The following is a 24,272-nucleotide window of genomic DNA, read 5'->3' as shown; positions in this document are numbered from 1 at the left end:
CATGACCACTGCAGAAAAGGTGCAGCCGCGCCTGAAAGAGCGCTACCGCAACGAGATTCGCGATGCGTTGCACAAGGAATTCGGCTACGGCAACGTCATGCAGATCCCGACGGTGACCAAGGTCGTCGTCAACATGGGTGTCGGCGACGCCGCCCGGGACGCGAAGTTGATCAACGGCGCCGTCAGCGACTTGGCGCTGATCACCGGGCAGCGGCCCGAGATCCGTCGCGCCCGCAAGTCCATCGCGCAGTTCAAGCTGCGTGAGGGCATGCCGATCGGAGCCCGGGTCACCCTGCGCGGGGACCGGATGTGGGAGTTCCTCGACCGTCTCACCTCGATCGCGCTGCCCCGTATCCGCGACTTCCGCGGCCTTTCGCCCAAGCAGTTCGACGGTGTCGGCAACTACACCTTCGGACTGGCCGAGCAGTCGGTGTTCCACGAGATCGACGTGGACAAGATCGACCGGGTCCGCGGCATGGACATCAACGTCGTCACCTCGGCGACGACCGACGAAGAAGGACGAGCGCTGCTGCGGGCCCTCGGCTTTCCCTTCAAGGAGAACTGAGCACATGGCAAAGAAGGCACTGGTCAACAAGGCCGCACGCAAGCCGAAGTTCGCGGTGCGCGGCTACACCCGTTGCAACAGGTGCGGCCGGCCGCGCGCGGTCTTCCGCAAGTTCGGCCTGTGCAGGATCTGCCTGCGCGAGATGGCGCACGCGGGCGAGCTGCCCGGCGTGCAAAAGAGCAGCTGGTAATCAGCCAGGACCCCCAGACCAACCCCAGAAAAGTGCGCGACAGGCCCGGACCGGGAACCACCGCGAGGAAGGTGACAGACACTGTCATGACTGCGACATCGACGATGCAGAGCGCAGCGATCAAGAGGAGTGGCGCTCGATGACCATGACGGACCCGATCGCAGACTTCTTGACGCGTCTGCGCAACGCCAATTCGGCGTACCACGACGAGGTGACCCTGCCGCACTCGAAGCTCAAGGCGAACATCGCCCAGATCCTCAAGAGCGAGGGCTACATCAGCGACTACCACACCGAGGATGCTCGGGTCGGCAAGTCGCTGATCGTTCAGCTCAAGTACGGGCCGAGCCGCGAGCGCAGCATCGCCGGCCTGCGTCGTGTGTCCAAGCCCGGTTTGCGGGTGTACGCGAAATCCACCAATCTGCCGCGCGTGCTCGGTGGCCTGGGTGTGGCGATCATCTCCACGTCCTCCGGCCTGCTGACCGACCGCCAGGCAGCCCGACAGGGCGTGGGCGGCGAAGTCCTCGCGTACGTGTGGTGAGGGGGTAAGAGATGTCGCGTATTGGTAAGCAGCCGGTTTCGATTCCCGCCGGAGTCGACGTAACGATCGACGGTCAGAAGGTCTCGGTGAAGGGGCCCAAGGGCACCTTGGATCTGACCGTGGCGGAGCCGATCACCGTGGCGCGCAACGACGATGGCGCGATCGTGGTCACCCGCCCCAACGACGAGCGGCGCAACCGCTCGCTGCACGGGCTGTCCCGCACCCTGGTGTCCAACCTGGTCACCGGGGTGACCGAGGGCTACACCACCAAGATGGAGATCTTCGGCGTCGGTTACCGCGTGCAGCTCAAGGGCTCCAACCTCGAGTTCGCGCTCGGCTACAGCCACCCCGTGGTGATCGAGGCGCCGGACGGCATCACGTTCGCCGTGCAGTCGCCGACGAAGTTCACCATCACCGGGATCGACAAGCAGAAGGTCGGCCAGATCTCGGCGAACATCCGCCGTCTGCGTCGCCCCGACCCGTACAAGGGCAAGGGCGTGCGCTACGAGGGCGAGCAGATCCGCCGCAAGGTCGGAAAGACAGGTAAGTAATCATGGCGCAATCACAAGCTGGCACCGCCGCGCGAAAGCCGGTGGGGCAGAGCGTATCCGCGACTCGGCGCGTCTCTCGGCTGCGCCGGCACGCCCGGCTGCGCAAGAAGATCGAGGGCACGCCGCAGCGTCCGCGGCTGGTGGTCAACCGGTCCGCGCGACACATTCACGTGCAGCTGGTCAACGACGAGAACGGGACCACGGTGGCCGCCGCGTCGTCGATCGAGGACGACGTGCGCAGCCTGCAGGGGGACAAGAAAGCCCGCAGCGTGCGGGTGGGCCAGCTGATCGCCGAGCGCGCCAAGGCCGCCGGCATCGACAGCGTGGTCTTCGACCGTGGCGGATACACCTACGGCGGACGGATCGCGGCGCTGGCCGATGCCGCACGCGAGAACGGATTGCAATTCTGATGACTGAGAACGTGTACACGACTGGAAGGACCGCATAATGGCGGAGCAGCCGGCCGGCGGACAAGGCGCCGGCGACGGCCGTGACTCGCGCGGTGACCGCGACAACCGGGGCCGGCGCGGCGACGGCGGTCGTGGCCGCGACCGCGACGGCGACAAGAGCAACTACCTGGAGCGGGTCGTCGCCATCAACCGCGTCTCCAAGGTGGTCAAGGGTGGTCGGCGATTCAGCTTCACCGCGCTGGTGATCGTCGGTGACGGCAACGGCATGGTCGGCGTCGGCTACGGCAAGGCCAAGGAAGTTCCCGCGGCCATCGCCAAGGGCGTCGAGGAGGCCCGCAAGGGCTTCTTCCGGGTGCCGCTGATCCGCGGCACCATCACGCACCCGGTGCAGGGTGAGGCGGCCGCCGGAGTGGTGCTGCTGCGCCCGGCCAGCCCGGGTACCGGTGTGATCGCCGGCGGCGCGGCCCGCGCGGTGCTGGAATGCGCTGGCGTGCACGACATCCTGGCCAAGTCGCTGGGCAGTGACAACGCCATCAACGTGGTGCACGCGACCGTCACGGCGCTCAAGCTGCTGCAGCGCCCCGAGGAGGTTGCCGCTCGCCGCGGACTGCCCATCGAGGACGTTGCGCCGGCCGGAATGCTCAAGGCGCGACGGGAAAGCGACGCGCTGGCCAGTGCCGCCGCACGTGAGGCGCAGATTTCGGGGACCCAACCATGAGCAGTCAACTGAAGATCACCCAGGTGCGCAGCACCATCGGGGCCCGCTGGAAGCAGCGTGAGTCCCTACGCACCCTGGGCCTGCGACGGATCCGCCACTCGGTGATCCGCGAGGACAACCCGCAGACCCGCGGCCTGATCGCGGTGGTCAGCCACCTGGTCGAGGTAGAGGAGGCCAAGTGACTATCAAGCTGCACGACCTGAAACCCGCGCGCGGTTCGAAGACCGCGCGCACCCGCGTCGGTCGCGGTGAAGGCTCCAAGGGTAAGACCGCCGGCCGCGGCACCAAGGGCACCAAGGCGCGCAAGAACGTGCCGGCCACCTTCGAGGGTGGGCAGATGCCGATCCACATGCGGCTGCCCAAGCTCAAGGGGTTCCGCAACCGGTTCCGCACCGAGTACGAGATCGTCAACGTCGGCGACCTCAATCGGCTGTTCCCGCAGGGTGGTTCGATCGGCGTGGACGAGCTGGTGGCCAAGGGCGCCGTTCGCAAGAACTCTCTGATCAAGGTCCTCGGCGACGGCAAGTTGACGGTCAAGGTCGAGGTGTCCGCGCACAAGTTCAGCGGCAGCGCACGCGAGAAGATCACCGCCGCCGGTGGCTCGGCCACCGAGCTGTCCTAACTCAGCTGCGGAATCACTTCCGCAGCAAGCCGTTCCATCTGTTCGCGGTTCTCGTCCGCGTCGGTGCCGACGGGATTCAGTAACAGCATCTGCGCCCCGGCGTCGATGACCTCGCGCAGCCCACGGGCCACGTCATCGGGGGTGCCCGATACCGGCACGTCCTGCACGCCGGGCATCCGTCCGTAGATGCGGTCCAGGCCGGCGAGCACGCGTTCGGTGGCCGTGGCGGCATCGTCGTCGACCGTCAGGTAGACCCGCTTGGCGATCGTGAACCCGGCGGGATCCTTGCCTTGCGCGTCCAGCTCGCGGCGCACGACGTCGACGGCCCCGGCGAACGCCTCGGTGGTCGACGAGCCGGCGCCGAGGAACGAGTCCCCGTGCCGCACGGCGCGGGCCAGGGCCTTGGGCGCCAGGCCCCCGAACCAGATCGGCGGGTGCGGTCGCTGCACCGGCTTGGGCGCGATGGGCAGGTCGTCGACCTCGCGGAACCGGCCGTGGAACGTCACCCGGGGTTCGTCGGACCAGGCCGCCTTCATCAGCTCCAGGCCCTCGGTGAAATACGAGACGAAGGTGTCCTTGTCCACGCCGAAGGCGGCGAACTTGCGCCGGCCGCCGCCGGGCGCCACCCCCACGTCGAGGCGGCCGTGGCTGAGCCGGTCGACGGCGGTGATCGCCGAGGCCAACTGCAGCGGCTCGTGCAGCGACGTCACCAGCACGCCGACGCCCAGGCGCAGCCGCTCGGTGCAGGCGGCGCAAAAGGCCAGCAGCTCGAGCGGGGCCAGTAGGGGCGCGGGTCCGATGATCTGCTCGAGCACCCAGCCACCCTCGAACCCGAGTTCCTCGGCGCGGGTGAGAAACGACCGGAGCGCCGCCGCGTCGAAGCCCTCGCCGGATCCGGCGTAGTCGAACTGCGGGATGGCGATGGAAAACCTCACCGGACCACCGTACGGTGGCCTCTCGGTAGTCTGCAGGCATGTTCGCTTTCCTGCCCTCGATACCCGGTCTGTCCAAAGGGGCGGACGAGGTCCGCGCGCTGGCCGACCGGGTCGACACCGCCCGTCACCACGGCGTCCCCAACGGCTGCGTGCTCGAAATGGATCTGCGCTCCATGCCGCCGGAGACGTCGGGCTTCGACCCGCTGGCGATGATCACCGGGGGGAGCCGGCCGGTCTCGCTGCGCGACATGGTGTCCGCCATCCACCGGGCGGCCGAGGATCCGCGGGTCGCCGGGCTGATCGCCCGCGTGCAGCTGACGGCGTCGCCGGCGGCCGCGGTGCAGGAGTTGCGCGAGGCCATCGTCGCGTTCACCGCCGCCAAGCCGTCGCTGGCCTGGGCCGAGACCTACCCGGGCACGCTGTCGTACTACCTGGCCTCGGCATTCGGCGAGGTCTGGATGCAGCCCGCGGGGAGCCTCGGGCTGATCGGCTTCGCCAGCAACGCCACCTTCCTGCGCGACGCGTTCGACAAAGCCGGCATCGAAGCCGAAGTCGTCGCGCGCGGCGAATACAAGTCGGCGGCAAACCGTTTCACCGAGCACGGCTTCACCGAGGCCCATCGGGAGGCCGTCACCCGGATGCTCGAGAGCATCCGCGAACAGGTGTGGCAGGCGATCGCGCAGTCACGTAACGTCGACGCGACGGCGCTCGACGCGCTGGCCGATCGCGCGCCGCTGTTGCGCGAGGAGGCCGTGTCCTCCGGCCTGGTCGACCGGATCGGATTCCGTGACGAGGCCTACGCCCGCATCGCGGAACTGGTTGAACCGCAGGACCATTCGGGGGATGAGTCCGACGAGGACGAGCCGCCCCGGCTGTACCTGTCGCGCTACGCCGGCGCGGCCCGGTCGCGGCTGGTCCCGCCGGTGCCCTCGGTGCCGGGTCGCCGGCCCAAGCCGACGGTGGCCGTCGTCAACGTCGACGGCACGATCGTCGACGGGCGTGGGGGACCCCAGTTCCTGCCGTTCGGTACCTCCACCGTCGGCAGCGACACCCTCGCGCCGGCGCTGCGGGAAGCCGCGGCCGACGATTCGGTGTCGGCGATCGTCGTACGGGTCAACAGCCCCGGCGGCTCGGTCACGGCGTCGGAAACCCTGTGGCGCGAAGTGAAAAGGGCACGCACGCACGGCAAACCGGTGGTGGCGTCGATGGGGGCGGTCGCCGCCTCCGGCGGCTACTACATCGCCGCGGCGGCCGACGCGATTGTCGCCAGCCCGGGGACGATCACCGGGTCGATCGGCGTGCTCACCGGCAAGCTGGTGATCCGTGATCTGCTGGGGCGGCTGGGCGTCGGCTCGGACACCGTGCGCACCAACGCCAATGCCGACGCCTGGGCGATCGACGCGCCGTTCACGCCGGAGCAGCGCGCCCACCGGGAGGCCGAGGCCGACCTGGTGTACGCCGACTTCGTCGAGCGGGTCGCCGAGGGACGCAACCTGACCAAAGACGCCGTCGACCGGGTCGCGCGGGGCCGGGTCTGGACCGGCGCCGACGCCCTGGAGCGGGGGCTGGTCGACGAACTGGGCGGGTTCCGAACCGCGCTGCGGCGCGCGAAAATCCTTGCCGGACTGGACGAGGACGCCGATGTGCGCCTCGTGACCTACCCGGGCGGCTCGCTACTGGACATGCTGCGGCCCCGGGCCTCCTCGCAACCGGCGGCCGCCTCGCTGCCCGACGCGCTGGGCGCGCTGCTGGGCCGCACCCTCGGCGGCATCGTGGACAACGTCGAACGCTCCTTCAGCGGCGCCAACGCGCTGTGGGTGGGGCCCTGGCGGCTCTAGGGGCCGGTCAACCTGCCGCTGATGAAGACGATCTCACCGAGCGGGTCGTCGTCCTCCGGGGCGCGCACATCGAAACCGCCGCGTTCGAAGAGCTCGGTGCGGGTAATACCCTCGGCCTGCCACCCGGTGCTCGACAGATAGTCCACGACATGGTTGCGGTCGCCGGCGTAGACCAGTGACGCCATGTCGATGTCCACGCCGTGGTCCCGGAACGAACCGGACATCTCCCGCACCTTCTCGGCGTCGAAATCCACGATGCCCGGCACGAATTCGGTGGCGATGGTGCTGCCCGGCGCGCTCAGCGCGGTGATGTTGTCGAACAGCCGGTCCTGCGCATCCGGCGGCAGGTAGATCAGCAGGCCCTCGGCCAGCCACGCCGTCGGTGCCGTCGTGTCAAATCCGGCGTCCTTCAGCGCGGTCGGCCAGTCCGCCCGCAGGTCGATGCCGACGGTGCGCCGATCGGCGGCCGGCTCGGCGCCGATGCCGGCCAGCGTGGTCGTCTTGAATTCGATCACCTGCGGCTGGTCGATCTCGTAGACGACCGTTCCGTCCGGCCACGGCAACCGGTAGGCGCGTGCGTCCAGGCCGGAGGCCAGGATCACCACCTGGCGCACCCCGGCGCCGACGGCGTCCAGGAAGTAGTCATCGAAGTACTTGGTGCGCACCGTCATTCCGTCGATCATCGCCTGAACGCGCACCGACGAGACGTTCTCGATCGCGTCGATGTCGAGCTCGCCGTCCATCATCTTGGTGAAGAAATCCACGCCGACCGCGCGCACCAGCGGCTCGGCGAACGGATCGTTGATCAGACCCCGCGGATCCTTCGTCGCCATCGCGCGCCCGGCCGCGACCATCGTCGCGGTGGCGCCGACGCTGGACGCCAGATCCCAGTTGTCATCGTGAGTGCGTGGCATGAATAAACCTTACTTCAGCGTCGCCTCGACGTAGCTCAGGTCGCCGAAGGTGGCCGCCATCTCGTCCTCGGGAAACTCAAAGCCGTTGCGGGCGTACAACTCCTGAGCGGGATGCGCGCTCACCCGCCAGCCATGGCCGCTCAGGTAGTCGACGACGACGTTGCGCTCACCCCGGTAGAACAGGTCGGCCGCGTTCAGGTCGAAACCCAAGCGTTGCCACCGCTCGGAGATGCGGCGCAGGCGCTCCTCGGAGAACGCGTTGGGGTCGGGCACGTGCTCGGTCGCCACCCGGCTGCCCGGCGCGCTCAGCGCGGTGATGTTGTCGAACAGCCGATCCTGGGCCTCGGGCGGCAGGTAGGGCAGCAGCCCCTCGGCACTCCACGCGGTCGGCTGGGTGACGTCAAAACCGCCCTCGCGCAAGGCCGCCGGCCAATCGTCGCGCAGGTCGATGCTGATCGTGCGGCGCTGGGCGGTGGGGGCGGCGCCGAGGGCGGAAAGCGTGTCGGTCTTGAAGGCGATGACGTCCGGTTGGTCGATCTCGTAGACCACGGTGCCCGCCGGCCACCGCAGGCGGTAGGCCCGGGTGTCCAGGCCGGAGGCCAGGATCACCGCCTGGCGCACACCGTCGTGCGTGGCGCCGGTGAAGAAGTCGTCGAAGAACCTGGTGCGCACCGTCATCTGCTCGGCCCGCGCCCTGCGGTTGAACAGCGGATCGTCGTCGAAGTCGATGTCGCCGTCGATGATCCGGATGAAGGGATCCAGCCCCACGGCGCGCACCAACGGGTCGGCCAGCGGATCGTCGAGCAGCGCATCGGGACCTTGCGAGGCCACCGCGCGCGAGGCGGCGACCATGGTGGCCGTCGCCCCCACGCTGTGTGCGGGTCCCCAGCTGTCGCCCTCGGCGCGCCCCTCACTCATAGGTGCCGCTCGTGTAGAGCATCTCGCCCATCCGCATGTCGTCGTCGCTGAGCGGGTCAAGCCCGTTGGCGGCGAACAGATCCCGGATGCTGGCGCTGTTCAGGCGCCACCCGTGATCGGCCAGGTAGGGCGCCGCCTCGTTGCGGTCGCCGAAGTAGACCAGCCCCGCCATGTCGAGATCGAAGCCGTGCGAACGCCAGCGCTCGGAGATCGTCTGCATGCGCTCCTTCAGCTTCTCGTCGTCGCCGGGCTCGGGGTTGGGCGCGCTTTCGGTGGCCAGCCGGCTGCCGGGCGCGCTGAGCTCGGTGATGGTGTCCAGCAGGCGATCCTGCGCCTCCGGGGGCAGGTAGCCGAGCAGGCCCTCCGCACTCCACGCCGTCGGCTGGGCGGGGTCGAATCCGGCCTCCTTGAGCGCGGCGGGCCAGTCGTCGCGTAGGTCGACCGCCACCACGCGCCGCTCGGCGGTGGGGGCGGCGCCCAGCTCGGCCAGCGAGCGGGACTTGAATTCGATGACCTGCGGCTGGTCCACCTCGTAGACGACCGTCCCGGCCGGCCACGCCAACCGGTAGGCGCGCGCGTCCAGCCCGGAGGCCAGAATCACCGCCTGCTTGATCCCCGCGTTCGTGGCGTCCAGGAAGAACTCGTCGAAGAACTTGGTGCGCACGGCCATGTTGTCGGCCATCCGCGACATCGCCCCGGCGGACCCGGCCGCGCCGTCGTGGACGTCGTTCAACTCGGCCGGGTCGAGCTCGCCGCCGGCCAGCCGGGAGAGCAAGTCGACCCCGACCAACTTGACCAGCGGCTCGGCGAACGGGTCGTTGATCAGCGGGCGCTCGGCGCGGGTGGCCATCGCGCGGGCCGCCGCGACCATGGTCGCGGTCACGCCGACGCTGGAGGCGAGGTCCCAGGTGTCGCCCTCGTACCTGGTGGAAGTCATGGTGGTGCCCCTATCGGAGGTAGTCAATCTAATATTTAGCCGATATAACAAGCTTCCCCCACTGTACGCTTCCCGCGATTCGCGGCAACCTTTACTGATGGCGTACGAGCCGGCGGGCAAGCGGGTGCTCATCACTGGCGCGTCGTCGGGATTGGGCGCGGCCCTGGCCCGGCGGCTGGCCGGCGCGGGCGCGGTGGTCGGGCTCATCGCGCGCCGCCGGGACCGGCTGGCCGAGGTGCTGGCCGACTGCCGGCGCGCCTCGCCGGCATCGGCGATGTGGGTCGCCGACCTGGCCGACACCTCCGCACTGCGCGACCTGGCGGCGACCGCCTGGGACGAGCTCGGCGGCATCGACGTGCTGATCAACAACGCCGCCACCCCGAAGCGGCGGCCGGTCACCGTGTTGGACCCCGACGAGGTCGACGACGTCATGCGGGTCAACTTCTTCGCCCCAATGCGGCTGACGCTGGCGCTGTTGCCGCGGATGCGCGAGCGCGGATCGGGCATGATCGTCAACGTGTCCAGTGTCGGCGGGCGGCTCGGAATCATCCACGAAAGCGCCTACTGCGCAAGCAAGTTCGTGCTGTGCGGCTGGAGCGAGGCGATGGCCATAGACCTGCACGGCAGCCCGATCTCGGTGAAGCTGATCGAGCCGGGCCCGGTGGACACCGAGATCTGGGATCACCCGGGCAGCGAGGAACCGCTCTACCAAGGGCCGAAGGTCGCCGCCGACGAGGTGGCCGACGGGATCGTCGCGGCCCTGGGCAGCGAGACGTTTGAGCACTACCTGCCCGACATGCAGGCGGTCATCGACGCCAAGAACTCCGACCTCGACGCGTTCATCGCCGGGGCGGCGGGGCTGGCGCCCCCATGAGGGCCCTGGTCTACGGCGTCCCACCGGAGCCCGTCGAGGTGCCCCGCAACGCCAACGCGCTGACCCGCAACCTCGCCCACACCCCGACCGCGCTGCGCGAGGTGCCGGAACCGCAACTGCCGCACGAGGATTGGGTGCTCACCCGGCCTCGGCTGACCGGCATCTGCGGGTCGGATTCCAAGCAGATCCTGATGGACTTCGGCGAGGGCGACGCCGACAACGCCATGTCCGCGTTCTGTTCATTCCCGCAAGTCATGGGCCATGAGGTGGTGGCCGACGTGGTGGCGCTGGGCCCGAAGGCGCGGGGCCTGCGGGTGGGGCAGCGGGTGGTGCTCAACCCGTGGCTGTCCTGCGGGCCGCGGGGCATCGAGCCGCCCTGCCCGGCGTGCGAGGCCGGCGATTACAGCCTGTGCTGGAGCTTCGCCGACGGCGACCTCAGCCCGGGCATCCACACCGGTGTCTCGGCCGACGTGACGGGCGGCTACGCCGAATTGATGCCCGCCCACGACAGCATGCTGTTCGCGGTGCCGGACTCGGTTCCCGACGAGATGGCCGTGTTCGCCGACCCGTTCTCGGTGTCCCTGCACGCGATCACCCGCCATCCGCCGCCCCGCGCGGGCTCGGCGCTGGTGTACGGGGCCGGCTCGCTGGGGTTGTGCGCGCTCGCCATCCTGCGGGCGCTGTATCCCGAGGTAGCCGTGGCCGTCGTGGCCAGATTCGACGCCCAGGCCGAGCTGGCCCGCCGGTTCGGCGCCGCCAAAGTCCTTGCGCACGAGCCGCGTCCGGCCCTCATCGAGGAGCTCGCCGGGTGGGGCGGGGGTCGGTTGCGCCGGCCGCTGCTGGGTCTGCCGATGGCCCACCCCGGCGCGGTCGACGTCGTCTACGACACGATCGGCAAGCCCGAGACCTTCGAGGTGGGCGTCCGGGTCCTGCGCGCGCGAGGCACCCTGGTGAAGGCCGGCGTCCACGCGCCCGGCCGCTGGGAGGACAGCCCGCTCTACTTCAAAGAGGTTTCCCTGGTGGGCTCCAATGCCTTTGGCGTCGAGGAGGTCGACGGGCAACGCAAGCACGCCATCGCCCACTACCTCGACCTGGCCGGCGCCGGACGCGTCGACCTGCGACCCATGCTCACCCACACCTTCGCGTTAGAGCGTTGGCGCGACGCGTTTTCGGCGCTCGCCGATCAGGGCGCCAGCGGCGCGGTGAAGGTCGGGATCGATCAGCGCTGAGGCGGCGTGCCCGAGGGCGTCGGGAGGGATCCGGTGTCCAACCATTGATCGACGTCGAATCGGTCCTCGACCGCGCGGATCGTCGCGCCGCCGCGGCCGGGATAGTGCGCGGGTATCACCGCCGCTTTCGCCTGGGCGGCCTCGGTGAAGATGCGGCGGCGGGTTTGCGCGGCCGCGTCCGCGTCGACGTCGAACGCGCACGCCTCGCCGGGTCGGCGCAGTTGCAGCGGGCTGTGCGTGAGATCACCCACGAACACGCTCGGTTGGCCCGCATCCAGCCACAGCACCGAGGAGCCCGGCGTGTGCCCGGCGGCGGGTCGCAGCCGCAGCGAATCGCTGATTCGGTAGTCGTCCGACCACCGGATCAGCTGTCCGGCAGCGTCGATGGGTAACACGCTGTCCGCGAACACCAGTTGGTCGCCGCGCTGCTGGGCGGCCTCGCCCGCGGTGCGCGGCGTTGCGCGCGCCGCGGGCCCGTCGGGCTCGAAGTGGCGGTAGTCAGCGGCGGGCAGCAGATACCGGGCATTGGGGAAGGTCGGCACCCAGGCGCCGTTGTCGAGCATGGTGTTCCAGCCGACATGGTCGGAGTGCAGGTGGGTGTTGACCACGACGTCGACGGCGCCGCGGTCGATGCCCGCCGATTCGAGCGCGCTCAGGAAGGCCGTGTCGAGGTGATCCAGGGGCGGCATGTGCGGGCGCAGCCGATCGTTGCCGACGCCGGTGTCCACGACGACGGTCAGGCCGTCGACCCGAATGACCCAGCTCTGGATCGCGATGTGCAACTGATCGGTGTCGGGATCGAAGAAGTCGGGCACCAGCAAGTCGGCATTGTCCGGCCACACCGACGCCGGGGTCCGGGGAAAAGCGGTCGTGCCCAACGAGAATCGGAGTTCCACCACCCGCGCCACACTCGCGCGGCCGAGCCGCAAACGTTGCGTCATGCGTTCGCGCGCAGGTAGCCGTAGACCGCGGCGAAGTTGTTGTTGACGTCCTCAGGGATCGGTACCGGTCCGCCGAGAGCCCGTGCGCCCCACACGATTTGGGCGGTGCGTTCCACGAGAGCGGTGACGTGCAGGACCTTGTCCGGCCGAGGCCCGACGGCCACCAGCCCATGGTTGGCGATCAGCGCGGCGGCGCGGCCCTCGAGCGCGGCGACCGCGTTGGTGCCGACGTCGGGGGTTCCGGACGCGGCGTAGTCGGTGCACCGGACGTCCCCGCCGCAATACACCGCGAACTCGTCGATGCAGGCCGGGATCGGCTGGTGGGCGATGGCGAACATGGTGGCCCACACCGGATGACTGTGAATGACGCTGCCGATGTCGTCGAAGGCCCGGTAGCAGGCCAGGTGCAGTTGCATCTCCGACGACGGCGACCGGCCATCGGCCGCCCGCAGCACCGAGCCGTCCGCGTCGACGAGCACCAGGTCGTCCAGTTGCATGTCGCGGTAGTCGACGGACGACGGGGTGATGACGATGTTGCCGTCGGGGCGGCGCGTCGAGATGTTGCCGGCGGTGCCCTCCACCAGGCCCCGCCGCAGCATGTCCTTGGCCGCATCCAGCACCGCGGTCTCGGCGTTCTCCACGGATTTCACGGACGTCATGGCCCTAGCACCTCCGGGTTGACGATATGGGCGGGCGTGGCGCCGCTCAGCAGCGCCTCGAGGTCGTCGGCAACCATCTGCGCCTGCCGAGCCTCGGTGTTCCAGGTGGCACCGCCGATGTGCGGTGTCAGCACGACGTTTTCCATCCCCACCAGCGGATGGTCGGCCGGCAGCCATTCGCCGACGAAGTGATCGAGGCCCGCGGCGGCCACCTTGCCCGCGACCAGGGCGTCGACCAGCGCGTCGGTGTCGTGCAGCTGGGCCCGGGCGGTGTTGAGGAAGACCACGCCGTCGCGCATGGCCGCGAACTGGCCGGCGCCGATCATGCCCGCCGTGTCGTCGGTGACGGGCGCGTGCAGGGACACGATGTCGGCCTCGCCCAGCAGCTCGTCGAGGCCGTGCCGCGCGTCGGGGTTGTACGGATCGTGCGCGATAACCCGCAGGCCCAGCCCGGACAGCCGCCACCGCGTGGCGCGGCCGACGGCGCCCAGGCCCACCAGTCCGGCGGTGAGACCCGCGATCTCGCCGCCGCGGAAGCGCTGATAGGGGATGCTGCCGTCGCGAAAGATGTTGCCGCTGCGCACGTCCGCGTCCGCCGGCAGCACGTGGCGGGTGGCGGCCAGCAGCAGCGCCACCGTCATCTCGGCGACGGCGTCGGCGTTGCGGGCCGGGGTGTTCAGCACCGGGATGCCGGCCGAGGTGGCCCCGGCGATGTCGACGTTGTTGGGGTCACCGCGGGTGGAGGCTACGGCAATCAGGGCCCGCTCCCGTCGGTCGAACACCGGGCCGCCCACCGAATCGCTTTCCACCACCACGATTTCGGCGCCTTCGCGCGCGATCCGGTCGGCCAGTTGCTCGGCGGTGTAGATGCGCAGCGGGGTCTGCTCGATCCAGGGGTCATAGATCACGTCGGCCAGCTCCCGCAGCTTGGCGAAGCCCGGCCCCCGCAGCGGGGCCGTCACCAAGGCGCGCGGTTTGGACGTCACGAATGCCAATGCTGGCGTACGGTGACGCCCGTGTCACGCAAAGACGTCACAATCGGCATCGACGTCGGCAGCACCGCGGTCAAGGCGATAGCCGCCGACGCCGACGGCAACGTGACGGCGCGGGTGCGCATCCCCCACGAACTGCGGGTCCCGGCCGCCGACCGGCTGGAGCACGACGCCGACGAGGCGTGGCGGCGGGGGCCGTCGGCGGCCCTGAACGAACTGGCACAGCGGACCGACGCCGCGGCGGTGGCCGTCTCGGCGATGGTGCCGTCGATGACCGCCGTCGACGACACGGGCACGCCGATCGCCCCGGGCCTGCTGTACGGCGACGCCCGCGGCCGCACCCCCGGCGGGGACGCGCAGCCGCTGCCCGCGCTCGGCGAGGCCGCGGAGTTCTTGCGGTGGACGGCCGCGCAGGCGCCCGCCGCCGCGGGCTACTGGCCCGCGCCCGCGGTGGCCAACCACGCACTGGCCGGCCACGCGGTGATCGACATCGCCACCGCCGCCACGGCGTTCCCCTTGTTCGACGGGACCGGCTGGGACCCCGACGCGTGTGCCGAGCGCGGCGCGCGCGTCGAGCAGATGCCGCGGGTGGAAAGCATGGGGGCCGTCGTCGGGCAGGTGCGCGGCAGCGGCGCCGCGCTGGCCACCGGTGCCATCGACGCGCTGTGCGAACAGATCGTGGCCGGCGCCGACCGCGACGGCGACGTGCTGGTGATGTGCGGCACCACGCTGATCGTGTGGACGACCATCTCCGAGGCCCGGCAGATGCCCGGGCTGTGGACCATCCCCCACACCACGCCCGGCAAGAGCCAGATCGGCGGGGCCAGCAACGCCGGCGGGCTGTTCCTCGGCTGGGTGGATCGCGTTGTGGCACAAGCGGATCCGGCGGCCGCCGAACCCAGCCGCGTGCCGGTATGGTCGCCCTACCTGCGAGGTGAGCGCAGCCCGTTGCACGACCCGGATCGCCGCGGCGTGCTCGAGGCGCTGGATCTGACCCACGACGCCGCCGCGCTGCGCCGGGCCGCCTACGAGGCGTCGGGCTTCGTGGCGCGCCGGCTCATCGAACTGTCCGCCGCGCCGGTGTCGCGCATCGTGGCCACCGGCGGCGGCACCCGGGTCGGGCCGTGGCTGCAGGCCATCGCCGACGCCACCGGGCGCCCGGTCGAGGTGTCCGCGGTGGCGGAGGGGGCCGCGCTGGGGGCGGCCTTCCTCGCGCGCATGGCGGCCGGCCTGGAAACGACCATCGCCGATGCCGCCCGGTGGGTGCGCACCGAGCGGATTGTCGAGCCCGATTCCGCCTGGGCGGCGGCGGTCGAGGACCGCTACCACCGCTTCCTGCAGATGGCAGACCGCCGATGTGGCGCGGTGGCACCACCGCCGTTCTAGGCTGGTGCAATGACCGACCACGACCGCAAAGCCACCCGCCGGGAAATCGCCGACTCTCTGTCCAAAGCCGTGGAGCGGCGGCACGAAATCGCCGACGCCATCGTGGAATCAGAGAACAGGGCGGCCGCGGTGGAGGCGATCGTCCGGTTGCTCGACACCTCGCACCTGGCCGCCGAGGCGGTGATGGGCATGTCGTTCGATCAGCTCACCGTCGACTCGCGTCGCAAGATCCTGGCCGAACTCGAAGACCTGAACAAGCAGCTGAGCTTCACCCTCGGCGAGCGTCCGGCGAGCTCGGGGGAGACCCTGGAGCTCCGCCCCTTCTCCGCCGCGACCGACCGCGACATCTTCGCCGTGCGCACCGAGGAGATCGGCGCGGCCGGTGACGGTTCCGGCGGGCCCGCCGGCAGCCTGGACGACGAGATCAGCGCGGCCCTGGGGCGCGTCGACGACGAGGAGGCCGCGTGGTTCGTGGCCGTCGACTCCGGTGAGAAGGTCGGCATGGTGTTCGGCGAGCTGGTCCGCGGCGAGGTCAACGTGCGGATCTGGATTCACCCCGATCATCGCAAGCGGGGCTACGGCACCGCCGCGCTGCGCAAGTCGCGCTCGGAGATGGCGTGGTGTTTCCCCGCGGTCCCGATGGTCGTGCGCGCTCCGGCGGCCAAACCCCCCGCCGAACGCTAGGCGCGGGTCACGAGCCCAGCGTCGCGATGACCGAGACGATGTTGGGGTGCTGCGCCGTCCCGTCGTCGTCGGGGAATTCCAGGCCGTAGTCGCCGAACAGATCGCGCCGCGGGCGGGTGGTCACCTGCCACCCGGTGCCGGTGAGGTAGTCGACGACGTTGCTGCGTTCGCCGTCGAAGAACAGGCCCGACAGGTCGATGTCGCAGCCGACGTTGGCCCACCTGTCGTTGAACTCCCGCGCGCGTTGCGTCATCGTCGTCCCGTTGTCGGGGTGGTATTCGGTGGCCAGCTTGCTTCCGGGCGCGCTGAGCGCGGTGATGTGGTCGAAGAGCCGGTCCTGCGCCTCGGGCGGCAGGTACATCAGCAGGCCTTCGGCGCTCCACGCCGTCGGTTGCGACACGTCGAAACCGCTGCCGCGCAACGCCGCCGGCCAGTCCTCGCGCAGGTCGATGCTGACGGTCCGCCGGTCCGCGGCCGGGGCGGCGGCCAGGCTGGCCAGGGTCGCGCTCTTGAACTCGACGACCTTGGGCTGATCGACCTCGTACACCACGCTGCCGGGCGGCCAGCCCAGCCGGTAGGCGCGGGCGTCGAGGCCGGCAGCCAGGATCACCGACTGGCGGATCCCGTCGCGGGCGGCATTGAGGAAGAAGTCGTCGAAGAAGCGGGTGCGCACCGCGATCGAATCGGTCTCGAGCGCCAGGTCCTTCGCGCCGCCTCCGGGCGCCCCGTCGGAATCGGGCTCGGTGATCTCGCCGTCGACCAGGCGGCGGAAGAAATCCAGGCCGACCGCCCGCACCAACGGCGCGGCAAACGGGTCGTTGATGATCGGATTCGTCCCCCCGCTGGCCAGCGCGCGGGCCGCGGCGACCATCGTGGCCGTGGCGCCGACGCTCGAGGCCAAGTCCCAACTGTCTTGGTCAGTGCGTGTCATACTGCTCCCAAGTTACTTAGCAAATGCAACGAGCCAGACGCACTCTACGCCCTCCGGCTGACGGCTTCCTGTGCCTTTTCCGGCGCCCGGTCAGGGGGCGCGGAAAGGCCCTGACCGGACCTGACCGGACCAGCTGTTAGTCTCGTACACGGTTCGACGCGCGACGCCGTACGTCCTGGCCTGCGGGAGTTGGGCGCGTGATGCAGGAAACCCCCGGCTGCGCAGGAGGAAGAGTTGCTTTCCGCTTTCATCTCATCGCTGCGGACAGTCGACCTGAGACGGAAGATCCTCTTCACGCTTGGCATCGTCGTCTTGTACCGGGTTGGCGCCGCGTTGCCCTCCCCGGGCGTCAACTATCCGAACGTCCAGCAGTGCATCAAAGAGGCCAGCGGCGGCGCGGCCGGACAGATCTATTCGCTGATCAACCTGTTCTCCGGCGGCGCGCTGCTCAAACTCACCGTATTCGCGGTGGGGGTGATGCCCTACATCACCGCCAGCATCATCGTGCAGCTGCTCACGGTGGTCATCCCGCGGTTCGAGGAGCTGCGCAAGGAAGGCCAGTCCGGCCAGGCCAAGATGACGCAGTACACCCGCTACCTGGCGATCGCGCTGGCCGTCCTGCAGGCCACCAGCATCGTGGCGCTGGCCGCCAACGGGGGCCTGCTGCAGGGCTGCTCGCTCGACATCATCGCCGACCAGAGCATCTTGACGCTGGTTGTCATCGTGTTGGTGATGACCGGCGGCGCGGCGCTGGTGATGTGGATGGGCGAGCTGATCACCGAACGCGGCATCGGTAACGGCATGTCGCTGCTGATCTTCGTCGGCATCGCGGCCCGCATCCCGGCCGAGGGCAAAACCATCCTGGACAGCCGCGGCGGGATGATCTTCACCGCCGTGCTCATCGCCGCGCTGATCATCATCGTCGGCGTGGTGTTCGTCGAGCAGGGCCAGCGCCGCATCCCGGTGCAGTACGCCAAGCGCATGGTCGGGCGGCGCATGTACGGCGGCACGTCGACGTATCTGCCGCTCAAGGTCAACCAGGCCGGTGTGATCCCGGTGATCTTCGCGTCCTCGCTCATCTATATCCCGCACCTGATCACCCAGCTGATCCGAAGCGGCAGCGGCGGTGTGGGCAACAGCTGGTGGGACAAGTTCGTCGGCAGCTACCTGTCCGACCCCAGCGATCCCGTCTACATCGGCATCTATTTCGGGCTGATCATCTTCTTCACGTACTTCTACGTGTCGATCACCTTCAATCCTGATGAGCGCGCCGACGAGATGAAGAAGTTCGGCGGGTTCATCCCCGGGATCCGGCCGGGCAAGCCGACCGCCGATTACCTGCGGTTCGTGCTGAGCCGGATCACGTTGCCGGGCTCGATTTACCTCGGCGCGATCTCGGTGCTGCCCAACCTGTTCTTGCAGATCGGTAACGGCGGGGCGGTTCAGAATCTGCCGTTCGGCGGTACCGCGGTTTTGATCATGATTGGCGTGGGCTTGGATACGGTCAAGCAGATCGAGAGCCAGCTCATGCAGCGCAACTATGAAGGGTTCCTCAAGTGAGAGTCGTTTTGCTGGGTCCGCCGGGGGCGGGCAAGGGGACGCAGGCGCAGAAGCTCTCCGAAAAGCTGGGGATCCCGCAAATCTCCACCGGTGAGCTGTTCCGCAGCAACATCGAGAACGGCACCAAACTGGGCCTGGAGGCCAAGCGCTACCTGGACGCCGGCGACCTGGTGCCCTCGGAGCTGACCAACCAGCTCGTCGATGACCGGCTGAGCGACCCGGACGCGGCCAACGGCTTCATCCTGGATGGGTTTCCGCGGTCGCTGCAGCAGGCCAAGGCGCTGCACGAGATGCTCGAACGCCGCGGCACCGACATCGACGCGGTGCTGGAGTTCCGGGTCTCCCAGGACGAGCTGCTGCAACGCCTCAAGTCGCGCGGACGCGCCGACGACACCGACGACGTCATCCTGAACCGGATGAAGGTCTACCGCGACGAGACCGCGCCGTTGCTGGACTACTACCGCGACGAACTCAAGACCGTCGACGCCATCGGCACCATGGACGAAGTGTTCGCGCGCGCGCTGCAAGCCCTGGGCAAGTAACAATGACCCCGCTGGCACGGCTGCGGAATCGCAAGGTGGTGCCGCAGCGCAGCGACGGCGAACTCGACGCGATGGCCGCGGCGGGCGCGGTCGTGGCGGCCGCGCTGCAGGCCGTGCGCGCCGCTGCGGTATCCGGGGTATCGACGCTGAGCCTGGACGAGATCGCCGAATCGGTGATCCGCGACGCCGGCGCGGTGCCGTCGTTCCTGGGCTATCACGGCTACCCGGCGTCGATCTGCGCATCGGTCAACGAGCGGGTGGTCCACGGAATCCCTTCGGCTGCTGAGGTTTTGGCGGCGGGTGACCTGGTCTCGATCGACTGCGGCGCGGTGCTGGACGGCTGGCACGGCGACGCCGCGATCACCTTCGGCATCGGGGCCCTGGACGCGGCCGACGAAGCGCTGTCGCAGGCCACCAGGGAATCGCTGGAGGCGGGGATCGCGGCGATGGTGCCCGGCAACCGGCTGACCGACGTCTCGCACGCCATCGAGCGGGGCACGCACGCGGCCGAGGAACGCCACTCGCGGGCCTTCGGGATCGTCGAGGGCTACGGCGGCCACGGCATCGGCCGGCAGATGCACATGGACCCCTTCCTGCCCAACGAGGGCTCACCCGGGCGCGGCCCGCTGCTGGCCCCCGGGTCGGTGCTGGCCATCGAACCGATGCTGACGCTGGGAACCGGCAAGACCGTCGTGCTCGACGACCAGTGGACGGTCATCACCACCGACGGCTCGCGTGCGGCACACTGGGAGCACACCGTCGCGGTCACCGACGCCGGGCCGCGCATCCTGACCTTGGCCTAGGGGCTCGGAGCTGAACCAGCCGCGATCGCAAGCGCGGCGAAGCCGGGCGCGGCGGGTCGGGGCCGTTGAACCAGCCGCGATCGCAAGCGCGGCGAAGCCGGGCGCGGCGGGTCGGGGCCGTTGAACCAGCCGCCGAGTCGCCTCGTTCCCCTGGCAGGAGGTGATCGAGTGGCTCGTGTCGCTAGTAGCCCGGCTGCCGAAGCCGCTCTGATGAAGGCGCTCTACGACGAACACGCCGCCGTGCTGTGGCGCTACGCGCTGCGGCTGACGGGGGACACGAGCCAGTCCGAGGATGTGGTCCAGGAGACGCTGCTGCGGGCGTGGCAACACCCCGAAGTCATCGGCGACACCGAGCGCTCGGCGCGGGCGTGGTTGTTCACCGTCGCCCGCAACATGATCATCGACGATCGGCGCAGCGCGCGGTTCCGCAACGTCGTCGGTTCCACGGACGTGGCGGGGGCGCCTGAACAGTCCACGCCGGACGAGGTCAACGCGGCCCTGGACCGGTTGCTGATAGCGGACGCGATGGCCCAGCTGTCCGCCGATCACCGAGCGGTGATCGAACGGTCCTACTACCGCGGTTGGACCACCACGCAGATCGCTGCAGACCTCGGCATCGCCGAGGGGACGGTGAAGTCGCGACTACACTATGCCGTGCGGGCGTTGCGACTCACTCTGCAGGAACTTGGAGTTACCCGATGAGGGGCTCCGAAAGCTTGAGGGGTGAAGGACATGGATGAAATGAACACGCCGGTGGCCGATATCGGCCCTCCCGAAGACCGCTACGCGATGTGGGATGCCGCATACGTGCTGGGGTCGCTGTCGGCCGCGCAACGCCGCGAATTCGAGACACACATGGCGCACTGCCCGGCCTGCCGGGACGCCGTCGCCGACCTCAGTGGCGTGCCGGCCCTGCTGTCGCAGCTGGACCGCGACGAGGTGGCCGCGATCGACGAGTCCGGCCCGGCGCCGGAGATGTCTGACCAATTGCTGCCGTCATTGCTGGCCGCGGTGCGGTGGCGCCGGCGCCGCACCCGGGTGGTGACCTGGGTGGCGTCCGCCGCCGCGGCCGCGGTGCTGGCGATCGGGGTGTTCGTCGGCCTCGAGGGGTGGTCGTCGGGCCCCGCCCAGCAGGTGACCGCGTCGGCCGAGCCGATGGCGCAGGTGGGCACCTCACTGCTGACCTCCAGCGTCGAGGTCACCGGCCAGCACTGGGGGACCTCCATCGCCCTGCGGTGCGTGTGCCTGGCGCCGCTGAACGCGCACCATGACACGCTGGCGATGGTCGTGGTGGGCCGCGACGGCAGCCAGACCCGGCTGGCGACCTGGGTGGCCGTGCCCGGCCACACCGCGACACCCGCGGGCGCGATCTCGACCCCGGTCGACCAGATCGCCGCCGTGCAGGTGGTCGCCGCCGATAGCGGCAAGGTGCTGTTGCAGCGCGCGCTGTAGCGGATGCACGTGCCCGGGCGCCAAGTGCGGTAAGAAGGGGCGTGGCCGACTCACGACCGGACAAGCGTGACCCGATCGCCGCGGCGCGCGCCAACTGGGAGCGTGCCGGGTGGGGCGACGTGGCGCCGGGCATGGTCGCGGTCACGTCGGTGATGCGGGCGCATCAGATCCTGCTGGCCCGCGTGGAAACGGCGCTGCGGCCCTATGACCTCAGCTTCTCCCGTTACGAATTGCTACGGCTGCTGGCGTTCAGCCGGGCCGGGGCGCTACCCATCACCAAGGCCTCCGACCGGCTGCAGGTCCATGTCACCAGCGTGACGCATGCGATCCGCCGGCTGGAGGCCGACGGGCTGGTGCAGCGGGTTCCGCACCCCACCGACGGGCGCACCACGCTGGTGCAGATCACCGACCTGGGCCGCTCCACCGTCGAGGACGCCACGGTCACGCTCAACAAGCAGGTCTTCGCCGACCTCGGGATGTCCGACGCCGAATCGCAGGACCTGGCGTCGTCCATCGAGACATTGCGCCGCAACGCCGGCGACTTCTGAGCTGACCGGCGTTGGTGTGAAAGCCGTTCTGGCTCAACATGGTTCAGCGGCCGACTACCCGGCAGCCCACTCCTTGGCGCGCTCGAGTCCATCGAGCCGGAACACGGCGAGTTCCCCTGGGACCATCCACGCCAGCGCATGCAGGGTATGGGCGACCCATTCCTTGTCGGACACGACCGCGATTCGCTTGAAGGCCGCGTGATGCGTGAATACGGCGCCGAGCCCCAGCTTCAGGTTCTCGACCAACCCGCCGGGCCCGAAGCCCTCGTAATCGGATGCGATGACCTCCACGATCCTGATCTCGCCGCCTTCCAGCAGCTCTTCCATGGTGGGCTTGAATTCACGCAGATCGTCCCCGCGGAGTCGGCCCGACACGCGAATGCCGGTCACTCCCGCGGGCATGTCGGGAAGCACTTCGATCATCAGATGCTCCTTCGTGACGCTCGCATTGTGTCAATTGCCGCGCAGCGTCTCGATGATCGCGCTGAAGTCCTTGTCACCATGGGAGGCGTCCGACGCAACGAACTCAGCGTAGATCTCGGCGGCGTGGCGGCCCAATGGGGCGGTCGATCCGCTCGAGGACACCGCATCCATCGCGAGTCCCAGGTCCTTGTTCATCAGCGCGGTCGCGAAGCCCGGCTTGAAGTCGTTGTTGGCCGGCGAAGTCGGAACCGGGCCCGGTACAGGGCAATTGGTGTGCACGGCCCAGCAGTTCCCGGTCGCCCCGGTGATCACATCGAACAGGGACTGCGCCGACAAGCCGAGCTTTTCGGCCAGGACAAATGCCTCGCCGATCGCGATCTGGTGCACCGCCAGCACCATGTTGTTGCACACCTTGGCGGCCTGCCCGGCCCCGGCCGCGCCACAGTGGATGATCTTGCCCGCCATGGGTTCTAGCACCGGACGCGCCCGCCGCAAGGCGGCCTCGTCGCCGCCCACCATGAATGCCAGCGTCCCGGCGACGGCGCCCTTCACCCCGCCCGAGACCGGCGCGTCGAGCTGGGCAGCGCCGCGCGATTCCGCCAGCGCGTGCACCTCGCGGGCATCGTCGACCGAGATCGTGGAGCTGTCGATGAACAACGCACCCGGCCGCGCCGCGGGCAGAATCTCTGCGTAGCACCGTTTGACCAGCTCGCCGTTGGGCAGCATGGTGATGACCACGTCCGCCCCGGCCACCGCGTCAACGGCGCTGTCGAAACCGGCCACGCCGGCCGCGGTGGCCGCGGACAGCGCCGCGGGCACCGGATCGAATCCGCGCACCGCGTGGTTGGCCGCAACGAGATTCGTCGCCATGGGTCCGCCCATGTGGCCCAGCCCCAGGAAAGCCACGGTCAAGTGCTCGGTCATCTGAAGACCCTTCTATGCGGTTGCCGGCGACGCTTTGAACCGTGCGGCTTCTGCCCGACCGATGACCACTCGCATGATTTCGTTGGTGCCTTCCAGGATCCGGTGCACCCGCAGGTCGCGCACGATCTTTTCCAGACCATACTCGCGCAGGTACCCGTAGCCGCCGTGCAGCTGCAGGGCTTTGTCGGCGACCTCGAAGCAGGTGTCGGTGACGTAGCGCTTGGCCATCGCGCACAACTCGACCTTGTCGGGGTCGTCGGTGTCCAACGCATTGGCCGCCCGCCACAACATCATTCGCGATGTCTCGAGGCCGGTTGCCATGTCGGCCAGCGTGAACCGGATCGTCGGTTCCTCGATCAGGGACTTGCCGAACGCCTGGCGGTCGCGAACGTAGGCCCCGGCCTTGTCGGCGGCGGCCTGGGCACCGCCGAGCGAGCACGCGGCGATGTTGAGCCGGCCGCCGTTGAGGCCGTTCATCGCGATGCCGAATCCGACGCCCTCGCCGTCCGCGCCGCCCAGCATCGCGTCGGCGGGCACGCGTACGCCCTCGAGGATCACCTGAGCGGTGGGCTGGGCATGCCAGCCCATTTTCTCCTCCAGTGCGCCGAAACTCAGCCCGGGACTGTCCTTTTCGATGACGAACGCCGAGATGCCGCGCGGGCCCTCACCGCCGGTCCTGGCCATCACCACATAGACGTCGGAGGCGCCCGCGCCCGAGATGAACTGCTTGACCCCGTCGAGCACATAATCGCCGCCCTGTTTGACGGCCCGGGTGCTCAGCGCGCTGGCGTCGGAGCCGGCGCCCGGCTCGGTGAGGCAGTAGCTGGCGATGACGTCCATCGACGCCAGCCGCGGGACCCAGTCCTTGCGCTGCTCGGCGGTGCCGAACGTGTCGATCATCCACGCGCACATGTTGTGGATCGACAGGAACGCCGCGGTGGTGGGGTCGGCGATGGCCAGCTGCTCGAAGATGCGGACCCCGTCGAGCCGGCGCAGCCCGCTGCCACCTACGTCCTCGCGGCAATAGATCGCCGCCATGCCAAGCTCCGCCGATTCACGCAGCACGTCGGTCGGAAAGTGTTTGGCCGCATCCCATTCCAGGGCGTAGGGAGCCAGACGCTTGGCGGCGAACGCGGCGGCCGTCTCGGTGATCACCCGTTCGTCGTCGTCAAGGGTAAAGGAAGCCAT

Annotated in this window: 30 protein-coding genes; 19 read left to right on the top strand and 11 right to left on the bottom strand. The window is 69.4% G+C overall.

Going from position 1 to position 24,272, the window contains the following annotated elements; genetic code table 11:
- The first annotated feature begins 1 nt into the window (after position 1).
- The 8 genes from rplE to rplO all read left to right on the top strand — a co-directional run bounded on the left by rplE (position 2) and on the right by rplO (position 3,594).
- Positions 2–565, top strand: coding sequence for a 50S ribosomal protein L5 (gene rplE / locus G6N26_RS13565; RefSeq protein WP_008260625.1), 564 nt, complete (start codon positions 2–4; stop codon positions 563–565).
- A gap of 4 nt (positions 566–569) precedes the next feature.
- The gene (locus tag G6N26_RS13560) at positions 570–755 is read left to right on the top strand and encodes a type Z 30S ribosomal protein S14 (RefSeq protein WP_007167851.1); all 186 of its coding nucleotides are present in this window, start codon (positions 570–572) and stop codon (positions 753–755) included.
- A 139-nt stretch (positions 756–894) separates the two neighbouring features.
- Complete coding sequence (gene rpsH, locus G6N26_RS13555) at positions 895–1,293, top strand: 30S ribosomal protein S8 (RefSeq protein WP_067172033.1); 399 nt, start codon at positions 895–897, stop codon at positions 1,291–1,293.
- Positions 1,294–1,304: 11 nt separating this feature from the next.
- A complete protein-coding gene (gene rplF, locus G6N26_RS13550; RefSeq protein WP_067172031.1) occupies positions 1,305–1,844 on the top strand; it encodes a 50S ribosomal protein L6 in 540 nt (179 codons plus the stop codon).
- Between the two features lie 41 nt (positions 1,845–1,885).
- Entirely contained in the window at positions 1,886–2,254 is a 369-nt protein-coding gene (gene rplR / locus G6N26_RS13545; protein WP_008260609.1) for a 50S ribosomal protein L18, read from the top strand.
- 37 nt (positions 2,255–2,291) lie between these two features.
- Positions 2,292–2,972 (top strand): 30S ribosomal protein S5, encoded by a 681-nt coding sequence (gene rpsE / locus G6N26_RS13540; RefSeq protein ID WP_083019684.1) that lies wholly within the window; start codon positions 2,292–2,294, stop codon positions 2,970–2,972.
- Positions 2,969–3,154 carry a 50S ribosomal protein L30 gene (gene rpmD, locus G6N26_RS13535; protein ID WP_009951873.1) on the top strand — a complete coding sequence of 62 codons (186 nt, stop codon included), beginning with the start codon at positions 2,969–2,971 and terminating at the stop codon, positions 3,152–3,154. The genes rpsE and rpmD overlap by 4 nt, the downstream gene beginning before the upstream one ends.
- Complete coding sequence (gene rplO / locus G6N26_RS13530) at positions 3,151–3,594, top strand: 50S ribosomal protein L15 (RefSeq protein WP_067172025.1); 444 nt, start codon at positions 3,151–3,153, stop codon at positions 3,592–3,594. Before rpmD ends, rplO begins: the two co-directional genes overlap by 4 nt.
- On the opposite strand, the gene G6N26_RS13525 is transcribed toward rplO, so the two are convergent.
- Positions 3,591–4,529, bottom strand: coding sequence for an LLM class flavin-dependent oxidoreductase (locus G6N26_RS13525; protein ID WP_083019686.1), 939 nt, complete (start codon positions 4,527–4,529; stop codon positions 3,591–3,593). The two genes, rplO and G6N26_RS13525, sit on opposite strands and share 4 nt — an antisense overlap.
- Positions 4,530–4,567: 38 nt before the next feature.
- Between G6N26_RS13525 and sppA the strand changes: the two genes are divergently transcribed.
- Entirely contained in the window at positions 4,568–6,367 is a 1,800-nt protein-coding gene (sppA, locus tag G6N26_RS13520) for a signal peptide peptidase SppA (RefSeq protein ID WP_083019688.1), read from the top strand.
- Here sppA and G6N26_RS13515 read toward each other — a convergent pair.
- The 3 genes from G6N26_RS13515 to G6N26_RS13505 are packed head-to-tail and all read right to left on the bottom strand — an operon-like array spanning position 6,364 to position 9,136.
- Positions 6,364–7,281 carry a class I SAM-dependent methyltransferase gene (locus G6N26_RS13515; protein ID WP_067172020.1) on the bottom strand — a complete coding sequence of 306 codons (918 nt, stop codon included), beginning with the start codon at positions 7,279–7,281 and terminating at the stop codon, positions 6,364–6,366. The two genes, sppA and G6N26_RS13515, sit on opposite strands and share 4 nt — an antisense overlap.
- Positions 7,282–7,290: 9 nt before the next feature.
- A complete protein-coding gene (locus G6N26_RS13510) occupies positions 7,291–8,199 on the bottom strand; it encodes a class I SAM-dependent methyltransferase (protein ID WP_067172018.1) in 909 nt (302 codons plus the stop codon).
- Positions 8,192–9,136 carry a class I SAM-dependent methyltransferase gene (locus tag G6N26_RS13505; protein WP_067172016.1) on the bottom strand — a complete coding sequence of 315 codons (945 nt, stop codon included), beginning with the start codon at positions 9,134–9,136 and terminating at the stop codon, positions 8,192–8,194. Before G6N26_RS13505 ends, G6N26_RS13510 begins: the two co-directional genes overlap by 8 nt.
- A 97-nt stretch (positions 9,137–9,233) precedes the next feature.
- Between G6N26_RS13505 and G6N26_RS13500 the strand changes: the two genes are divergently transcribed.
- Positions 9,234–10,010: an SDR family NAD(P)-dependent oxidoreductase gene (locus G6N26_RS13500; protein ID WP_083019722.1), complete on the top strand. Its 777-nt coding sequence runs from the start codon at positions 9,234–9,236 to the stop codon at positions 10,008–10,010.
- Entirely contained in the window at positions 10,007–11,239 is a 1,233-nt protein-coding gene (locus G6N26_RS13495; RefSeq protein ID WP_083019690.1) for a zinc-dependent alcohol dehydrogenase, read from the top strand. The genes G6N26_RS13500 and G6N26_RS13495 overlap by 4 nt, the downstream gene beginning before the upstream one ends.
- Here the strand turns inward: G6N26_RS13495 and G6N26_RS13490 are convergent.
- Genes G6N26_RS13490 through G6N26_RS13480 form a run of 3 tightly spaced genes read right to left on the bottom strand, consistent with a single transcriptional unit; the run spans position 11,230 to position 13,825 of the window.
- Entirely contained in the window at positions 11,230–12,180 is a 951-nt protein-coding gene (locus G6N26_RS13490) for an MBL fold metallo-hydrolase (protein WP_067172011.1), read from the bottom strand. The genes G6N26_RS13495 and G6N26_RS13490 overlap by 10 nt on opposite strands.
- Positions 12,177–12,839, bottom strand: coding sequence for an L-fuculose-phosphate aldolase (locus G6N26_RS13485; RefSeq protein WP_276058729.1), 663 nt, complete (start codon positions 12,837–12,839; stop codon positions 12,177–12,179). Before G6N26_RS13485 ends, G6N26_RS13490 begins: the two co-directional genes overlap by 4 nt.
- Positions 12,836–13,825, bottom strand: a complete 990-nt coding sequence (locus G6N26_RS13480; protein WP_067172048.1) for an NAD(P)-dependent oxidoreductase — start codon at positions 13,823–13,825, stop codon at positions 12,836–12,838. The genes G6N26_RS13485 and G6N26_RS13480 overlap by 4 nt, the downstream gene beginning before the upstream one ends.
- A gap of 30 nt (positions 13,826–13,855) precedes the next feature.
- Here G6N26_RS13480 and G6N26_RS13475 point away from each other — a divergent pair, with 30 nt between their 5' ends.
- Positions 13,856–15,217, top strand: a complete 1,362-nt coding sequence (locus G6N26_RS13475; protein ID WP_083019692.1) for a xylulokinase — start codon at positions 13,856–13,858, stop codon at positions 15,215–15,217.
- Between the two features lie 9 nt (positions 15,218–15,226).
- On the top strand, positions 15,227–15,901 hold the full coding sequence (locus G6N26_RS13470; RefSeq protein ID WP_067172006.1) for a GNAT family N-acetyltransferase: 675 nt from the start codon (positions 15,227–15,229) through the stop codon (positions 15,899–15,901).
- A gap of 7 nt (positions 15,902–15,908) precedes the next feature.
- Here G6N26_RS13470 and G6N26_RS13465 read toward each other — a convergent pair whose 3' ends face one another.
- Positions 15,909–16,832: an SAM-dependent methyltransferase gene (locus G6N26_RS13465; protein ID WP_067172004.1), complete on the bottom strand. Its 924-nt coding sequence runs from the start codon at positions 16,830–16,832 to the stop codon at positions 15,909–15,911.
- Positions 16,833–17,066: 234 nt separating this feature from the next.
- Here G6N26_RS13465 and secY point away from each other — a divergent pair, with 234 nt between their 5' ends.
- From secY to G6N26_RS13435, 6 genes are all read left to right on the top strand, one after another.
- Positions 17,067–18,392 carry a preprotein translocase subunit SecY gene (gene secY / locus G6N26_RS13460; RefSeq protein ID WP_067172002.1) on the top strand — a complete coding sequence of 442 codons (1,326 nt, stop codon included), beginning with the start codon at positions 17,067–17,069 and terminating at the stop codon, positions 18,390–18,392.
- Positions 18,389–18,934 (top strand): adenylate kinase, encoded by a 546-nt coding sequence (locus G6N26_RS13455; protein WP_041321192.1) that lies wholly within the window; start codon positions 18,389–18,391, stop codon positions 18,932–18,934. The genes secY and G6N26_RS13455 overlap by 4 nt, the downstream gene beginning before the upstream one ends.
- 2 nt (positions 18,935–18,936) lie before the next feature.
- Positions 18,937–19,737: a type I methionyl aminopeptidase gene (map, locus tag G6N26_RS13450; protein WP_083019694.1), complete on the top strand. Its 801-nt coding sequence runs from the start codon at positions 18,937–18,939 to the stop codon at positions 19,735–19,737.
- A 168-nt stretch (positions 19,738–19,905) separates the two neighbouring features.
- The gene (locus tag G6N26_RS13445; protein WP_082991459.1) at positions 19,906–20,439 is read left to right on the top strand and encodes a sigma-70 family RNA polymerase sigma factor; all 534 of its coding nucleotides are present in this window, start codon (positions 19,906–19,908) and stop codon (positions 20,437–20,439) included.
- A gap of 30 nt (positions 20,440–20,469) precedes the next feature.
- Positions 20,470–21,189, top strand: a complete 720-nt coding sequence (locus G6N26_RS13440) for an anti-sigma factor family protein (RefSeq protein WP_067171996.1) — start codon at positions 20,470–20,472, stop codon at positions 21,187–21,189.
- A 41-nt stretch (positions 21,190–21,230) separates the two neighbouring features.
- Positions 21,231–21,737 (top strand): MarR family transcriptional regulator, encoded by a 507-nt coding sequence (locus G6N26_RS13435; RefSeq protein WP_067171994.1) that lies wholly within the window; start codon positions 21,231–21,233, stop codon positions 21,735–21,737.
- A 54-nt stretch (positions 21,738–21,791) separates the two neighbouring features.
- On the opposite strand, the gene G6N26_RS13430 is transcribed toward G6N26_RS13435, so the two are convergent.
- The 3 genes from G6N26_RS13430 to G6N26_RS13420 are packed head-to-tail and all read right to left on the bottom strand — an operon-like array spanning position 21,792 to position 24,272.
- A complete protein-coding gene (locus G6N26_RS13430; protein ID WP_083019696.1) occupies positions 21,792–22,160 on the bottom strand; it encodes a SpoIIAA family protein in 369 nt (122 codons plus the stop codon).
- Between the two features lie 30 nt (positions 22,161–22,190).
- On the bottom strand, positions 22,191–23,084 hold the full coding sequence (gene mmsB / locus G6N26_RS13425; protein ID WP_083019698.1) for a 3-hydroxyisobutyrate dehydrogenase: 894 nt from the start codon (positions 23,082–23,084) through the stop codon (positions 22,191–22,193).
- A 12-nt stretch (positions 23,085–23,096) separates the two neighbouring features.
- Positions 23,097–24,272: an acyl-CoA dehydrogenase family protein gene (locus tag G6N26_RS13420; RefSeq protein WP_083019700.1), complete on the bottom strand. Its 1,176-nt coding sequence runs from the start codon at positions 24,270–24,272 to the stop codon at positions 23,097–23,099.

The organism is Mycobacterium marseillense (genome assembly GCF_010731675.1).
In the GTDB taxonomy this organism is placed as follows: domain Bacteria; phylum Actinomycetota; class Actinomycetes; order Mycobacteriales; family Mycobacteriaceae; genus Mycobacterium; species Mycobacterium marseillense.
This window is presented reverse-complemented; position numbering and strand designations above follow the sequence as displayed.

Bases quoted from the DNA above. Each gene is read 5' to 3' on its own strand.
- G6N26_RS13470 (WP_067172006.1), top strand. From the start codon at position 15,227: ATGACCGACCACGACCGCAAAGCCACCCGCCGGGAAATCGCCGACTCT.
- G6N26_RS13500 (WP_083019722.1), top strand. From the start codon at position 9,234: ATGGCGTACGAGCCGGCGGGCAAGCGGGTGCTCATCACTGGCGCGTCG.
- G6N26_RS13510 (WP_067172018.1), bottom strand. From the start codon at position 8,199: ATGAGTGAGGGGCGCGCCGAGGGCGACAGCTGGGGACCCGCACACAGC.
- G6N26_RS13465 (WP_067172004.1), bottom strand. From the start codon at position 16,832: ATGACACGCACTGACCAAGACAGTTGGGACTTGGCCTCGAGCGTCGGC.
- G6N26_RS13440 (WP_067171996.1), top strand. From the start codon at position 20,470: ATGGATGAAATGAACACGCCGGTGGCCGATATCGGCCCTCCCGAAGAC.
- mmsB (WP_083019698.1), bottom strand. From the start codon at position 23,084: ATGACCGAGCACTTGACCGTGGCTTTCCTGGGGCTGGGCCACATGGGC.
- G6N26_RS13430 (WP_083019696.1), bottom strand. From the start codon at position 22,160: ATGATCGAAGTGCTTCCCGACATGCCCGCGGGAGTGACCGGCATTCGC.
- G6N26_RS13420 (WP_083019700.1), bottom strand. From the start codon at position 24,272: ATGGCTTCCTTTACCCTTGACGACGACGAACGGGTGATCACCGAGACG.
- rplF (WP_067172031.1), top strand. From the start codon at position 1,305: ATGTCGCGTATTGGTAAGCAGCCGGTTTCGATTCCCGCCGGAGTCGAC.
- rpsH (WP_067172033.1), top strand. From the start codon at position 895: ATGACCATGACGGACCCGATCGCAGACTTCTTGACGCGTCTGCGCAAC.
- G6N26_RS13485 (WP_276058729.1), bottom strand. From the start codon at position 12,839: ATGACGTCCGTGAAATCCGTGGAGAACGCCGAGACCGCGGTGCTGGAT.
- rpsE (WP_083019684.1), top strand. From the start codon at position 2,292: ATGGCGGAGCAGCCGGCCGGCGGACAAGGCGCCGGCGACGGCCGTGAC.
- map (WP_083019694.1), top strand. From the start codon at position 18,937: ATGACCCCGCTGGCACGGCTGCGGAATCGCAAGGTGGTGCCGCAGCGC.
- G6N26_RS13560 (WP_007167851.1), top strand. From the start codon at position 570: ATGGCAAAGAAGGCACTGGTCAACAAGGCCGCACGCAAGCCGAAGTTC.
- G6N26_RS13515 (WP_067172020.1), bottom strand. From the start codon at position 7,281: ATGCCACGCACTCACGATGACAACTGGGATCTGGCGTCCAGCGTCGGC.
- G6N26_RS13490 (WP_067172011.1), bottom strand. From the start codon at position 12,180: ATGACGCAACGTTTGCGGCTCGGCCGCGCGAGTGTGGCGCGGGTGGTG.
- G6N26_RS13495 (WP_083019690.1), top strand. From the start codon at position 10,007: ATGAGGGCCCTGGTCTACGGCGTCCCACCGGAGCCCGTCGAGGTGCCC.
- G6N26_RS13505 (WP_067172016.1), bottom strand. From the start codon at position 9,136: ATGACTTCCACCAGGTACGAGGGCGACACCTGGGACCTCGCCTCCAGC.
- sppA (WP_083019688.1), top strand. From the start codon at position 4,568: ATGTTCGCTTTCCTGCCCTCGATACCCGGTCTGTCCAAAGGGGCGGAC.
- rpmD (WP_009951873.1), top strand. From the start codon at position 2,969: ATGAGCAGTCAACTGAAGATCACCCAGGTGCGCAGCACCATCGGGGCC.
- rplE (WP_008260625.1), top strand. From the start codon at position 2: ATGACCACTGCAGAAAAGGTGCAGCCGCGCCTGAAAGAGCGCTACCGC.